Source organism: Methylocystis borbori (assembly GCF_036576025.1).
Taxonomy (GTDB): Bacteria; Pseudomonadota; Alphaproteobacteria; order Rhizobiales; family Beijerinckiaceae; genus Methylocystis; species Methylocystis borbori.
Genome location: NZ_JAZHYN010000021.1, coordinates 1 through 13,914, shown reverse-complemented (window position 1 = coordinate 13,914; position 13,914 = coordinate 1). Strand labels below are relative to the sequence as shown.

Sequence of the window (13,914 nt, the reverse complement as noted above, 5' to 3'; positions counted from 1 at the left end):
ATGCGGCGCTCAGTGAGAGTGATGGCGGTTTGCCTAAGCATGTCGATCGCGATGACGCAGGCCATCGGCGAAGAGATTGAAACGCGCTCGCCTGTCGCATTGACGGCCACCGAGAAAGCCTTCGTCCTTGGCCAGATGCGGCTCTTTGTAGAGAGCGTGGAGCGGATCGTCACGGCGCTCGCCTTGGGCGACGCCGCGGCCGCCGCCGAAGCGGCGGCCGCGAGAGGCGCTCGGCGCTTTCAAGCCGAAAACATCATGCCGGCGACATTGTCCGAAAAGCTCCCCGAGCAATGGCGGCAATTTGGACGGCCGATGCGGGCGGGCTTCGACGCCCTCGCGCAGGGCGTCGCCAATGGCGAAGACAGAAACCGTTCGTTCGCGCGTCTCGGCGACGTCATGCGTAATTGCGTTGGCTGCCACGCAGCCTATCGCATCGTCGATGCGCAGAATTGAGCCGCGCCGAGCGGTTCGCGCCGGCGTCGCGGCGCGAACCAATCTAACGCCGGGGTCGCGAAGCGGCCGATTGACTCAAGCGTCCTTGAACGCCGCCTGCGCCGCGCCGGCGTCGGCTTTGGCGGGAGGCGCGGTCATTTCCTCGACCTTCCTGACGCCCAGGGATCGTTCGTCCAGCGCCGCGGATTTGAACAGCGCATAGACAGGCGAGCCGGGCTTCAAAGAGAGTTCCTCCAGGGCGCCCTTGGTGATCATCGACAGCAGGTAATTATTCTCGGAAAGTTCGATCTCCACCGTCGCAAGCGGTCCATCAAGCTTGATATTTGCGACTGTGCCCGACAACAGGCTGCGGGAGCTGATCTCCTCGGGCCGCGCGAGGGACAGGACGACATCCGTCGCCTTCACGACGACGCGCACCTCATTGCCGACCGGGCCGGCGGGTCCTGCGAGCCAGATCGTCCCGGCCGGATGTTTCAAGGCGGTCAGCCCATACCCATTCGACTCGCGGTCCACGCGCGCGGTGAGAACCGAGGAAAGTTCGAAGCGATCTTCGGCGGGGGCGCTTTCCAAGCGGCTTAAGACGATCGCCGGATCGCCGATGAATTTCACGCGCCCCGACTCGATGATCACGACGCAGGGCGCGAGCCGCACCACTTCCTCGACCGCGTGGGACACATATACGATCGGAACTTTGAATTCGTCGCGGATGCGCTCGATCAGCGGCATGATCTCGAGCTTGCGCTCCATATCGAGCGACGCCAGAGGCTCGTCGAACAGCAGCAGCCTGGGACAGGAAAGCAGCGCCCTTCCGATGGCGACGCGCTGTTTCTCGCCGCCAGACAGGCGCGCCGGCGGACGCGACAGCAACTGGCCGATGCCGAGCGTTTCGACGACCGCGTCGAAATCGATGCGGCGCGCGCCGCGCGGCGCGAACCAGCGGCCATAGAGAAGATTTTGCTTCACGGTCAGATGCGGAAAGAGATTCGACTCCTGAAACACAAGCCCGATCCGCCGGCGCGACACGGGAACGAACACGCCCGCCTCGACGTCGACCAGCGGCTCGCCATCGAGCCGGACATAGCCCGAGTCCGGCTTCATCAAGCCGGCGATAATATTCAGCGTCACCGATTTTCCCGAGCCCGACCGGCCGAAGAGGGCAGTGACGTTCGCCTTATTGCTGAAGGCGATGTCAAGCGAAAAGGCGCCGATCTTAAGTTTGACGTCGACCTCGATCATTCGACGCTCCCGAGACGCTTCTCCGCGCGCCATTGAATGATTTCGGAAGCGACGAGCGCAAAGAGCGCGATAAAGACGGATACGAGAGTGAGGCGCAGCGCGTTTTCGTCTCCGCCAGGAACCTGCGTATAGCTGTATATCGCCGCGGAGATCGTCCGGGTCTCCCCAGGTATGTTCGAGACAAAGGTGATGGTGGCGCCAAACTCGCCAAGCGCCTTCGCAAACGCCATAATCGAACCAACGATGACGCCCGGCGTGGAGAGCGGCAGCGTCACCATGAAGAAGGTCCAGAGCCGGTTGGCGCCTAAGGTTTCGGAGGCGAGCTCCAGCCTCCGGTCGATCGATTCGAAAGAGAGCCGCATGGCGCGAACCATGAGCGGGAATCCCATGACCGCGCAGGCGACCGCCGCGCCGGTCCAGCGGAACGAGAACACAATGCCGATCTCGGCAAGATAAGCGCCGATCAATCCCTTCCGGCCAAGGAGGAGCAGCAACACGAAGCCGGTGACGACGGGCGGCAGGACGAGCGGAAGATGGACAAGGCCATTGACGAGCGTCTTGCCGGGAAATTGCGAGCGGGCAAGCAGATAGGCGGCGAAAATCCCAAGAGGCAGACTCGCCAATGTGGCGACGGTCGCGATTTTCAGCGAGAGCCAGATCGCTGTCCATTCGTCTGGCGTCAATTCGACCAGCGCGGAAGGCCAAAGATCAAGCACTGGAATCTCCTGTTCGGAACGGCGTGGCTTGGGAGGGGGGTTGAGAGAAGCGTGGATCCGCGATCCGCGGGATGCGGGAAGATCTCCTCGCCCCGGTCGGGCGGCGCTCTTAATGGCCAGGGAACCTCATTATTTGCGCTATATAGTGGCTGAATATAGGTGTTTTGGCCAGCCCAGATTGAGCCGGATCGAGCGCGCCGCGCGACGCCAACCGATGAATAGGCAGCGACCATAGGAGCTCTAAGCCTGTCGCCGGGCGTTTGCGCGCCGCTCGATACGCCGCGAGCTATTTCGCCGCGAGGCCCTCGGCTTCGACGCGCCGACTGTTCTCAGCCATTTCGCGATAGCGCTCCTGCCATTCCGTCGGGCCGTTCGAAGGCGAAACCTGCACGGCCGTCACCTTATATTCGGGGCAGTTGGTCGCCCAATCCGAACTATCGGTCGTGACGACATTCGTCTGGCACAGAGGATGATGGAACGTCGTGTAGACGACGCCCGGCGCCACGCGATCGGTGATCTTGGCGTGAAGCGTCGTTTCGCCGGCGCGGCTTTGCACGCGCACCCAATCGCCGTCGCGCACGCCGCGCTGTTCGGCGTCATGGGGATGAATCTCCAGCACATCCTCTGGATGCCAATGGCTGTTCGCCGTGCGGCGCGTCTGCGCGCCGACATTATATTGCGAGAGGATGCGTCCCGTGGTGAGCAGCAGCGGAAAGCGCGGCCCCGTCCGTTCGTCGGTCGGCACATATTCGGTGATGACGAATTTGCCCTTGCCGCGCGCGAAGCCGTCGATATGCATGATCGGCATGCCTTCCGGCGCCCCGTCGTTGCAAGGCCATTGCACCGACCCGACTTCCGCCAGCCGTTCATATGAAATGCCGGCGAAAGGCGGCGTCAGCCGCGCGATCTCGTCCCAAATTTCGCTGGGATGACGATAGGTCCAGCCGCACCCCAGCGCATTGGCGAAGAGCTGCGTCGCTTCCCAATCCGCATAGCCCGCTTTCGGCCTCATCACGCGGCGCACGCGCTGCACGCGACGCTCGGCGTTGATGAATACGCCGTCCTTTTCGAGAAAGCTCGCGCCGGGAAGAAAGACATGGGCGTAATTCGCCGTCTCGTTAAGAAAGAGGTCCTGCACGATCACGCATTCCATGGCGCCAAGACCGGCCGACACATGCTTGATGTCGGGGTCGGACTGCAGAATGTCCTCGCCCTGCACGTAAAGCCCCTTGAACACGCCGTCGATGGCGGCGTCGAACATATTGGGGATGCGCAGGCCGGGCTCCGGATCGAGCGCGACGCCCCACGCCTTTTCGAATAAAAGGCGCGTGTCGTCGTTCGAGACATGGCGGTAGCCGGGATATTCATGCGGGAAGGAGCCCATATCGCATGAGCCCTGCACATTGTTCTGCCCGCGCAGCGGATTGACGCCGACGCCGCGACGGCCGAGGTTGCCCGTCGCCATGGCGAGATTGGCGATCGCCATGACGGTGGTCGATCCCTGACTGTGCTCGGTGACGCCAAGGCCGTAATAGATCGTGGCGTTTCCGCCCGTCGCGTAAAGCCGCGCCGCGCCGCGCACAAGAGCGGCGGGAACGCCCGTATGTTTCTCGACCGCCTCGGGGCTGTTGCGCTCGTCGGCGACGAAAGCCGCCCAGTCCTGATATTCGTCCCAATCGCAGCGCGCGCGGACGAACTCCTCGTCGACGAGGCCTTCGGTGACGACGACATGCGCGAGCGCCGTGACCATCGCCACATTCGTTCCGGGCTTCAGCGCCAGATGATACGCGGCCTCGACATGCGGCGTGCGCACCATTTCCGTGCGGCGCGGATCGATGACGATGAGCTTCGCGCCCTGGCGGAGCCGGCGCTTGATCTGCGATCCGACGACGGGATGCGCATCGGTCGGATTGCAGCCGATGACGAGAACGACGTCGGCCTCCTCGACGGAATCGAAATCCTGCGTGCCGGCCGACGTGCCGAACGCCTGGCTCAGCCCATAGCCTGTCGGCGAGTGGCAGACGCGCGCGCATGTGTCGACATTATTATTGCCGAAACCGCTGCGGATGATCTTCTGCATCAGGAAGGTTTCCTCGCAGGTGCAGCGCGAGGACGTGATGCCGCCGACGGCGAGGCGCCCGTATTTCGCCTGAATGCGCTTGAACTCCGAGGCGGCGTAGGAGATCGCCTCTTCCCAGCTCACCTCACGCCAGGGGTCCGTGATCTTTTGCCGAATCATCGGCGAGAGAATGCGGTCGCGGTGCAGCGCATAGCCATAGGCGAAGCGCCCCTTGATGCAGCTATGGCCGTGATTCGCCTTGCCGTCCTTCCAGGGGACCATGCGCACGACTTCCTCGCCGCGCATCTCCGCCTTCAAAGCGCAACCGACGCCGCAATAGGCGCAGGTCGTCACGGCGGAATGCTCCGGCTGTCCGATGGCGATGACGGAGTTCTCGACGAGAGTCGCCGTCGGGCAGGATTTGACGCAGGCGCCGCAGGAAACGCATTCCGATTCCATGAAGGCTTCGCTCATGCCGGGCGAGACTCGGCTGTCGAAGCCCCTGCCTTCGATGGTCAGCGCGAATGTTCCCTGCACTTCCTCGCAGGCGCGCACGCAGCGATTGCAGATGATGCATTTCGAGGGATCGTAAGTAAAATAGGGGTTCGACTGGTCCTTCGGCTTCCACTGCTCGTTGGGACGGCCGTGATTGCGCGCGGAGACATGGTTCTTGCCGTCATAGCCATAGCGCACCTTCCGCAGGCCGACGGCGCCCGCCATCGACTGCAGTTCGCAGTCGCCATTCGAGGCGCAAGTGAGACAGTCGAGCGGGTGATCGGAAATATAAAGCTCGATGACGCCGCGGCGGATGGCGTCGAGGCGCGGCGTGAAGGTTTTTACCGAAATGCCTTCGGCGACCGGCGTCGTGCAGGAGGCGGGCAGACCATTGCGGCCTTCGATCTCGACGAGGCACAGCCGGCAGGAGCCGAAGGATTTGAGGCTGTCCGTGGCGCAGAGTTTGGGAATTTCGACGCCGATCGCCATCGCCGCCCGCATGATCGACGCGCCCGCGGGAACGCTCACATGCTTCCCGTCGATCGTCAGCGTCACCAGTTTTTCGGATTTGGGCGCCGGCGTGCCGTAATCGACTTCCTTGATGAGCGACATGATCGCAATCCTTCCCCAAGGCGCCGGAAGCTGAGCGAACGCGCCTCTCAAAGATCAGAAGACGACAAAGCCAATGTCAGAAAGGCGACGATGCATCAATATGCTGCTCCCGTAGCGCTATTTGCTTTTAGCATTATGAAAATATCGGAAAGTTATCTTTTTTGACTACAAACAATCATGCCAGAATTTCATTCTATATGCCATGTTAAACAGCAGTTTGCTTATATATGAAAATTAAATATATAACGAAAGGCTGACGAGGAGAATCGCCGCTGCGGCGCGCTGCTGTCGCCCTGCGCCATTTGTGCTTCGAGGATGTCGGCCAGCGCGATTCTATTCTCGCGCAGCGCGTCTTTGACCTGCGCTATTGCGACGCGCCGATCGAAGGAGATGGGCGCAAGCGACAATCCCGACGCCGCTCTCCTCATCATCCTCGGCGGTTGACCGGCGCTGATGAAGCGGACCGCTATCCGTTCATTGCGCGCTAGGGGATGGCCGTTCGCTTTGTTATATTTTCGCCAATATATGAGGCGCCGACAGCTATATATTATACAATATAGATAGAGGCGCCCCGCCGCCGCCGCGCGCCATATCGTACGCGGAACATCATATCTTTGATTAATAATAATAAATAGAATTTTTGCGCAGCTGGCGCGGCGCTTGCTCCTGGCCCTCCCGAACAAGGAGCCTCCAGCCATGAGCGATCGTCGGCGCCAGAATTTTCTCTGCGATCAGAACGAGCCATTAGCGATCATTTTGGGAACGAATGAGATCGCCTCCGCCATCGGCTCGCGGCTGGCGTGGGATGGCTTTCAGGTGATCCTCAGTCATGATCCTTATCCTCCCGTCATTCGACGCGGCATGGCTTTTCACGACGCGCTTTTCGACGATGAAGCGACGGTGGACGGGATCATCGGCCAGCATGCGGCGTCGGCGCTCGAGATTGTCGCCACCCTGAGCTGGCCGATGCGGGTCGCCGTCACGCCCCTGCATCTGATGGATCTCTTCGCCCTGCGGGCACCCGACGTGATCGTCGACGCGCGCATGCAGAAATATCGCGTCACCCCGGATTTGCGCGGACTCGCGCGCCTCGCCGTCGGCGTCGGCCCGAATTTCTTTGTCGACCGCAATTGCCACATAGCGATCGAAACGCACCCCATGAGCACGGGAGAGCTGGTAGACATCGGGCGAACCAAGGTCGCTGACGGCATGGCGCGCGATCTCGGCGGCGTCGGCAGGGAGCGCTTCATCTATACGCAGCGCAAAGGCGTATGGCGAACGCCGCTCGACATTGGCGCGCGGATTTTCAAGGGCTATGTGCTCGGCCATCTCGACGGCCTTCCCATCAGCGCGCCGATGGACGGCTTTTTGCGCGGCGTCGCCCGCGATGGCACGTTGATGCCAGCGAATGTCAAGCTTGTCGAAATCGATCCGCGCGGACGAAACGCCACTTGGTTTGGCGTCGATGAACGCGGCCGCGCCATCGCGACGGCGACGGCGAAGGCCGTCAAGGCGGGGATGGCGCGCGCGAGACGACGTTTTGCGTCCAAAGAAGCGACGCTTCACTGACGCCGCGGAGGTTCAAATGAGCGTTTCTGAATTCGATCGACCAACAAGGCGAATCGCCGCGCTGCAAGGCGCGCCGGGCGTCGCGATCCAGAATGTCCTCGCCGGCTTCGCGCAAAGGCTCGCGCGCGGCGGATTGCGCGTGGCGGGCGTCGTCGAAATATCCCGATGCAATGACGCCGGCGCATGCAAAAGCTTGAGCGTCAAAGACATCGTCTCCGGCGAAACCTTCTCCATCTCGCAAAATCTGGGGGCCGGCTCGCAGGCTTGCAATCTCGACCCCGGCGGTCTCGCGAAAGCTTGCGCTCTCGTGGAGCAGGCGGTCGCAGCGGGCGCGGACGTCGTCGTCTTGAGCAAATTCGGCAAGTTGGAGGCCGCGCGCGGCGGCCTTTGCGACGCCTTTCGCGCCGCGATGCTCGCCGATGTTCCGGTGATCACCACGGTTTCGCAACATGTGACGGAAGACTGGAATAGCTTCGCAGGCCCGCTTGCCGAATTCATCGACGCCAGCGTGGAGGCCCTCGACGCTTGGTGGGATATGCGGCGTGGCCATGACATGGTTTCTTCTCCTGCCGGAGAGGCGCGAATCTATCAATGATGAACGACGACGGCTCCACGGGCGCGACGGAAGTCGAGATCACCCTGCATTTCTCGAATGGCGGCCGGTTGGCCCAAGAGGATTTGCTGGTGATCGCCGCGATCCGCAAGGAGCGGTCAATACTCGGCGCGAGCCGGGCGACCGGCATCTCCTATCGCAAATGCTGGCTGATCGTCGATGCGCTCAATCGCACTTTCGAAGCGCCTGTATTTGCGACTTTTCCCGGCCGTCGGGGCGGCGGCGCGGAATTGACGCCTTTTGGCGAGCGGCTTGTCGCGCTCTATTCGTCTATCGAGCGCAAAACGCGCTCCCAGGCTCGATCGTCCATCGAGGAGATTTCGGCGTCGCTCAATCCGAATTATGAACCACGGTCCAGCGGCGCGGCTTCGGAGGTTCGGCGGCCTTAACCCATTCCTTGCTGATCGCCACGGTCTTGATCATCGCCCAAGCCCGTAGCCCTTCTTCCAGGGCCAGGCGTTCGACCGACTCCTGAGTAACGAGCGCGAAGAGATTCGTCTCGCCGAGGTTGAAGGTCACGCGCGCGAAGGGAAGTTCAAGCGGCAGAATATCGACGATCGCGCCCGGCAGGCGGTTGGTGATGGAGACGTCCATCGGGCGCGACAAAGCGATGGAAACGTCACGCGCGTCTATGGTGACGACGACGCCGGAATCGACCGGCGCGCCCACCAGCGGCACCCGCAGCTCGCCGTCGCCAAAATACAGGGTGGAAAGGCCGTGGCCATGATCATGCCGCAGCACCCGCGCCTCGATCATCGTCAAAAGCGGGGTCTTTTGCGCCGCGGCGGCTGAATGATCCGAAATCATACCGGCGACGAAGCGAAATTTAGGCCAACTTTATAGCGCTTCGCCCCCGCGGCCGAGGCGGCCGCCGTCCTCACTCTGCATGCTCCACGCTGTCGAGCAGTCGCAGCCACGTTTCGGGCAGGCCGCGCGACCGCGCCCCTTCGCGCAGCAGCGAAATATAGCGCAGCGACGGGCGGCCGTCTTTTTCATTGCCTTGCGCCAAATAGGCGACGGCTTCGACCGGCTGGCTGTCTGCGTCCTCCGCGACGACAAAGATCGGCCTATATCTTTTGCCGGGCACGCCTTCGCTCGCATCGAGGCGCAGCATGTCGCGGCCGGTGATCCTGTAGAGAACGCCCCAGACTTCCGCATCGGGATCGACGCAGATATTGGCGGGCGCGGCCTTCCCTAACGGCCGGCCGTCGAGGTTGAAGCGCAGGCGATAGCCCCGGATGCGCCCGACGCGCCATTCCCTGGGCCGCATGCCGCGGCGCTCCAGAAAGACGCTCTCATGCATATTGGAGCCATAGGCGAAATACCACGCCGCATCGCCTGGACGGCCGCGCAATTCGAGGCCGTGGAGCTTATAGCGCCAGCGCGATAGGAGCCAGGATCGCGCGGTGAGCTTGCGCCAGATTTTGCGCATTTTATCCTTCGCTCTGAGCCGCTCGTTCAAATCATCCGGCGGCGGCAGGTCAACCGCGGCCGTCGAACGAAATAGGAGCCCATCCTTCGAACTCCATCTCCACCGCAAAGGCGACGCCGCGGGCGATGAGGCGATTGCGACGGTCGACGCCCGTCGTTGGCGTCGCCCTCGCGCCGAAGATCTCGGCGATCGTCTCCCCCCGAACGACGGCGCGGCCGGCGCGCGCCATTCCGCCGATGCGTCCATGGATGGGCGCCGGCGCCGACGCTCCTTCCACTTCGCCGACGATGTCGCCCCGCTCGACGATCTCGCCGATCGCGCGGGCAGGCCGAAAGACGCCCGAGTCAGGCGCAAGAACCGCGCGGCATCGATCTTTATCGCTGGCCGCCGCGCCTCTGTCGGGCGCGGAACCGGCGCGAATGCTGGCGCCTGGATCGGGCCCGGACGTCTCGATCACGAGGTCGCAATTCTCGCCCGCGACATAGCCTGCGCCGAGGCCGATGGAAAATTCGGCGAAATCGTTCAGCTTGACCCGCGCGTCAAGCACTTCAGTCCCTATGATGACATCCCACGGCCATCGCCCGACGATTTCTTCGAGCGGTTGCGCGAGGATCGGAATGAATTGCCGAGAACGAAGCCCCAGGAGGAAATCGCCGCTCGTCTGCGCGCGTCGGGCTTCGACGCCTTCGAGACTCGCGACGCCGTCGAACCAGGCGTCGGAGAAAGCCATCCGTCGATGGAGCGTTGCAGGCGGCGTCTCCTGCTGAAGGGCGACGGCGTAATCCTCCCTGAAGAGGCGCCACGCGACAGCCGAGGCGGTTTGCCCAATGCCGCAGATCAGAATGGTCTTTTCTTCGCTCATGGCCTTCGCGCGGAGGGGAGCCGGCGCCCGCAAGCAAGAGATTGGCCGAAGCGGGCCATAGTGGTGCGGCGCCCCGCCAAGTCAAGCTGCGGACGCGATGAAGGGGGAGCCGAACGGAGGCGCCTAATAATCCGCATAATTTGATTGTGATTTCTCTGGCGCTGATTATACTGCCCGCCATGCACGTCTCCTGCCTCAAATTATTATCGGCGCGCGCTGTGATCGGCGCCTTGACGTGCTGGCTGTTCATCATTTCGGCGCTGGTCCCACCGCATGCGCAAGCGGGCGCTTTCGGCATAGAAGCAGGCGCGGCGTGTTCCGCCGGGGACACGAGCCTTCCCCACAGCGAGCAGCGCGGCGACTGCTGCGTCTTGACCTGTTGGTCTTGCTGCAGCGGCGCCATTTTCGCTCGAACCGGCGCGGAGACGCTGCTTTATTCGCCTGCGAGCGCGTCGCTCGTTTGGCGCTTCGCCGAAGCCGATTCAAGCATATTCCGCAGGCCGCTTTCTTTCTCGCCCCGCGGCCCGCCCAACTCACGCTGACGTCCTCCCGGCCGATCGATTTTCGTGATTGCACCTCGGCGCTTTGCGCAACGCCCATTCGTCGCCGCGCGCCTGATGATCTCGCCATCTCGATTTGATCGCTCGCGGAGACGCGACGACTGCGTGACGTTCGCTCCCGCCTCCTAGCCATTTCTGACGGAGGGAGCGGTCGCACCGTGCTTCGCCGCCTTATCGCAGCTTTGAAATTGTCGCCTCAAGCCAGGCCTAGACGTCCATTTTTATGATGTTTGGCCGAGCGCCCAGTTCATGGAGAGGGTCATGAACGCCGCCAGCAGCGTTTTGGAAAAACTTTATCGGGATCAGGCGCGCAGCCTTCGCGCCTATGCGCGAAAGCGCGTCGGCTCCCACGAGGCCGAGGATGTCGTGCAGGACGCCTTCTTGAAACTGCTTCAGGAAGGACGCGCCACCGACTGCTTGCATCCAAAAGCCTATCTGTTTCGCGTCGCAAGCAATACGGCGGTGGACGCGCTGCGTAAGCAAATGACGCGCGCGCGCTATCTCTCCAGCGAAGGCCAGACGCAATCCGGCGACGTCGCCGAACCCGCGCCCAAGATTGAATCCCGCATCGCCGTGGCGCAATTGGAAGCCTTCCTCGACGAATTGCCGCCGCCGTGCCGCAACGCCTTTCTTTGCTACTGGCTCGATGAGATGAGCCAGTCGGAGATCGCCCGCTATCTTGGCGTGACGGTGCGAACGGTGGAGCGCCGCTTGGCGAAGGCGCTCGAACATTTGCGCGAGCGAACGAAGCGCTCGCAATATAAAAGGTTGTAAGTCTCGCTCCTAATATCCTCTCCACAAAAGGCGCAAACGCAAGACAGCCGCAACGCGCCGCTTGCGAGAACGGAAGCGGCGCGATGCGGATGGCGGAAGGAAGAGGCGCGTTGCTCGCGGGTCGCCGCGGGGCAGGGAATTTTTACCCCGCCCGCGGCTTGATCGCGACGATTAGAGCAGGCTCCGAAAAAGTTGACGACTTTTTCGATGAGAACCTGCTCCAATATTTTGATTTTGAGCGATTCCTTATCGATCACATGATTTCCATGTGATCGGGAAGCGCTCTAGAACTCCATGCGCAGCGAACCCAGAATATTCCGGGGCGCGCCGGCCGTGCCGGCGTAGCGGCCCGGAAAATTGGACGTTCCGTAATAGTAGTTCTGATTGAGAAGGTTATCGACGTTCACTTGCGCCGTGACATGCGTCGGCCCGAGCGCGAAGCGGTAAGAGGCCATGGCGCGCACCAGCGTATAGGCCGGATTGAGGTAGGTATTGGCCGGATCGACCCAGGAGTTCCCTATCCAGGTGAAGCCGCCGCCAGCGCTCAAGCCCCTGAAGTCGCCATCGGCGTCATATTTGAGCCAGAGGCTCCCCATGTTGTCGGGCACGGCGGGCATTCGCTTGCCGACGACGGGGGCCTGCGTGCGAATGTCGAAGGGATCGTTCTGGGGCAGGATCGAACCCTTGGTGACATGCGTGCTCAAATGCGAAAAATTCGCGATCACGCTCCAATTGTCGTCGACCTTCCCGGTGACGTCCATCTCCACGCCCTGGCTCTCGGCGTCGAGCAGATCGACCACGAAGCCTCTCAGCGCATTGGGAGCGGTTGGCGTATTCTGCGCCAGATTATATTTCTTAATGTCGAAATAGGCGACGGTGGCGAGCAGGCGCTTGTCGAAGAATTCGGCCTTCATGCCGCCTTCCCATTGGATCGCCTGCTGCGAGCCGAGCGGCGTGTTCGATCTGGTGACGCCATTGTTGACGCCAAAAGACTGGGTGTAATTGCCGTAAATCGAGAGCCAGGGCCATGGCTGAACGACAAGGCCGACGCGAGGGCTGAAGAAGCGATCCTTGGTCGTAACGCCCAATACATTGGCGCGATCGAGCGCATTGTTGATGATGGCCGAATTCGACTGTCCGACCGAACTGATCGCCGAGGCGAAGTCGTAGCGCCCGCCGATCAGAAAATGCACGCGATCCTCGAAGCCCGAAATCATGTCCTGGGCATAAAAGCCCTGCCATTCCTGCTTTCTGATCGCTGCGGCGCCATTCGCGGGAATGAGAAACCGCGACAGGCCGAAGGGCGTATAGATCGGCGCGAAGACATTGATGTTTTGGGCGACGTTCGCCTGATAGATATTGGCGACATTGGCGAAGCTCACATGATCGGTTCCAAACAGCGCCGCGTGTTGAAGCGGGCCCGTGTAGAATTTGCCGTTCAGATCGAGATTGCCGGTAATGGTTCTGAGGGCGACCGGCCCGTAATTGAGCGAAAGAGTGGAGGTTCCAAACGGGCTGTTCGCGGGGCAGGCGCCCGGCGGCAGCGAGGGATTGGGAACAGGCGGCGCATTGACGCAAATATTGAACATGCTCGACTGGATCGAGCGCGTATTGTTATAGGCGAATCGATTGGTGACGCTCCAGTCTTCGTTGAGATCGTATTTCCAATCATAGCCGACGAACCGGCGCATATCGTGGTCGGGATTGTTGACGGTGATGCTCGGATCGCCGAGGTAGCGGCTGATCGGTATGGGCGCCGCATTATAGCCGATGGCGGGAATGTTCGGATTATTGTCGACGTAATAGAGGTCCTGATATTCGGCGTCGACGTTCAGCTTGAAATTCTGGGTGGGATGATAGGTGAGCGTCGCAGAGCCGAACCATCTGTCGTCCTGGGCGAAATCGATGAAGGACGGATTATGGTAATATTCGGCGTTGACGCGATAGAGCCAGCTCTTGTCCTCGGTCAAAGGACCGGTGGCGTCGAGCGTCGTGCGCGCGACGCCGAAGGAGCCGCCCTGTTGCTGGACGGAGTAATAGGGCGTCTCCAAGGGGCGCTTGACGATCATGTCGACAAGGCCGCCGGGCTCGATCCGGCCATAGAGCATGGCGGCGGGCCCTTTGACGACCTCGATCGATTGCAGATTCGCGGTGCTGGGGCAGCGCTCGTTCGGCACGAGAACGCCGTTGCGATAGAGCTGCGCCATCGACAGCGTGCCGGTCTGGAAGCCGCGGATCATGAGATTCTGAAAGAGCGTGCAGTTCATCGGCAGCGGCGCGACGCTGCTGACATTGCCGATGATCGCCTGGCTGACGTTGGTCGTCTGTTGATCGTCCATCGTCTGACGCGTCACGGTCTGCACCGCGATGGGAATCTGCAGAATCGGCTTGTTGAGCTTGACCGAGGTCGTCCGGTCCGTCTTGTAGCCGGTGACGCGGTCGCCCGTCTGCGCGGTGAGGACGTCTGAAGACCGAGCCGGAGCCACGGCCGGCGCGCCGGGCGAAGGCGCCTGCGTCGTCGCGGGGCCGGGCG

General features: G+C 61.9%; 13 protein-coding genes. 6 read left to right on the top strand and 7 right to left on the bottom strand.

The window, feature by feature from the left end; translation table 11 throughout:
* Nucleotides 1-39 precede the first annotated feature (39 nt).
* Entirely contained in the window at nucleotides 40-453 is a 414-nt protein-coding gene (locus V3H18_RS08825; RefSeq protein WP_332081655.1) for a hypothetical protein, read from the top strand.
* Nucleotides 454-528: 75 nt separating this feature from the next.
* On the opposite strand, the gene modC is transcribed toward V3H18_RS08825, so the two are convergent.
* From modC to fdhF, 3 genes are all read right to left on the bottom strand, one after another.
* Nucleotides 529-1,689 (bottom strand): molybdenum ABC transporter ATP-binding protein, encoded by a 1,161-nt coding sequence (modC, locus tag V3H18_RS08820; protein WP_332081654.1) that lies wholly within the window; start codon nucleotides 1,687-1,689, stop codon nucleotides 529-531.
* On the bottom strand, nucleotides 1,686-2,405 hold the full coding sequence (modB, locus tag V3H18_RS08815; protein ID WP_332081653.1) for a molybdate ABC transporter permease subunit: 720 nt from the start codon (nucleotides 2,403-2,405) through the stop codon (nucleotides 1,686-1,688). The genes modC and modB overlap by 4 nt, the downstream gene beginning before the upstream one ends.
* A 286-nt stretch (nucleotides 2,406-2,691) precedes the next feature.
* The gene (gene fdhF, locus V3H18_RS08810; RefSeq protein ID WP_332081652.1) at nucleotides 2,692-5,571 is read right to left on the bottom strand and encodes a formate dehydrogenase subunit alpha; all 2,880 of its coding nucleotides are present in this window, start codon (nucleotides 5,569-5,571) and stop codon (nucleotides 2,692-2,694) included.
* Between the two features lie 696 nt (nucleotides 5,572-6,267).
* Here fdhF and V3H18_RS08805 point away from each other — a divergent pair.
* Genes V3H18_RS08805 through V3H18_RS08795 form a run of 3 tightly spaced genes read left to right on the top strand, consistent with a single transcriptional unit; the run spans nucleotide 6,268 to nucleotide 8,142 of the window.
* A complete protein-coding gene (locus tag V3H18_RS08805; RefSeq protein ID WP_332081651.1) occupies nucleotides 6,268-7,140 on the top strand; it encodes a xanthine dehydrogenase in 873 nt (290 codons plus the stop codon).
* A gap of 16 nt (nucleotides 7,141-7,156) precedes the next feature.
* The gene (locus V3H18_RS08800; protein ID WP_332081650.1) at nucleotides 7,157-7,735 is read left to right on the top strand and encodes a DUF2478 domain-containing protein; all 579 of its coding nucleotides are present in this window, start codon (nucleotides 7,157-7,159) and stop codon (nucleotides 7,733-7,735) included.
* Nucleotides 7,732-8,142 (top strand): winged helix-turn-helix domain-containing protein, encoded by a 411-nt coding sequence (locus tag V3H18_RS08795; protein WP_408631775.1) that lies wholly within the window; start codon nucleotides 7,732-7,734, stop codon nucleotides 8,140-8,142. Before V3H18_RS08800 ends, V3H18_RS08795 begins: the two co-directional genes overlap by 4 nt.
* Here V3H18_RS08795 and V3H18_RS08790 read toward each other — a convergent pair.
* From V3H18_RS08790 to V3H18_RS08780, 3 genes are all read right to left on the bottom strand, one after another.
* Complete coding sequence (locus V3H18_RS08790) at nucleotides 8,084-8,509, bottom strand: TOBE domain-containing protein (protein WP_332081687.1); 426 nt, start codon at nucleotides 8,507-8,509, stop codon at nucleotides 8,084-8,086. The two genes, V3H18_RS08795 and V3H18_RS08790, sit on opposite strands and share 59 nt — an antisense overlap.
* 121 nt (nucleotides 8,510-8,630) lie before the next feature.
* The gene (locus V3H18_RS08785; RefSeq protein ID WP_332081649.1) at nucleotides 8,631-9,185 is read right to left on the bottom strand and encodes a gamma-glutamylcyclotransferase family protein; all 555 of its coding nucleotides are present in this window, start codon (nucleotides 9,183-9,185) and stop codon (nucleotides 8,631-8,633) included.
* A 49-nt stretch (nucleotides 9,186-9,234) separates the two neighbouring features.
* Complete coding sequence (locus V3H18_RS08780; protein WP_332081648.1) at nucleotides 9,235-10,047, bottom strand: hypothetical protein; 813 nt, start codon at nucleotides 10,045-10,047, stop codon at nucleotides 9,235-9,237.
* Between the two features lie 821 nt (nucleotides 10,048-10,868).
* Between V3H18_RS08780 and V3H18_RS08775 the strand changes: the two genes are divergently transcribed.
* The gene (locus tag V3H18_RS08775) at nucleotides 10,869-11,381 is read left to right on the top strand and encodes an RNA polymerase sigma factor (protein ID WP_332081647.1); all 513 of its coding nucleotides are present in this window, start codon (nucleotides 10,869-10,871) and stop codon (nucleotides 11,379-11,381) included.
* A gap of 83 nt (nucleotides 11,382-11,464) precedes the next feature.
* Entirely contained in the window at nucleotides 11,465-11,653 is a 189-nt protein-coding gene (locus V3H18_RS08770) for a hypothetical protein (RefSeq protein WP_332081646.1), read from the top strand.
* 12 nt (nucleotides 11,654-11,665) lie between these two features.
* Here the strand turns inward: V3H18_RS08770 and V3H18_RS08765 are convergent.
* A partial coding sequence (locus V3H18_RS08765) for a TonB-dependent siderophore receptor (protein WP_332081645.1) occupies nucleotides 11,666-13,914 on the bottom strand: 2,249 nt, incomplete at its 5' end.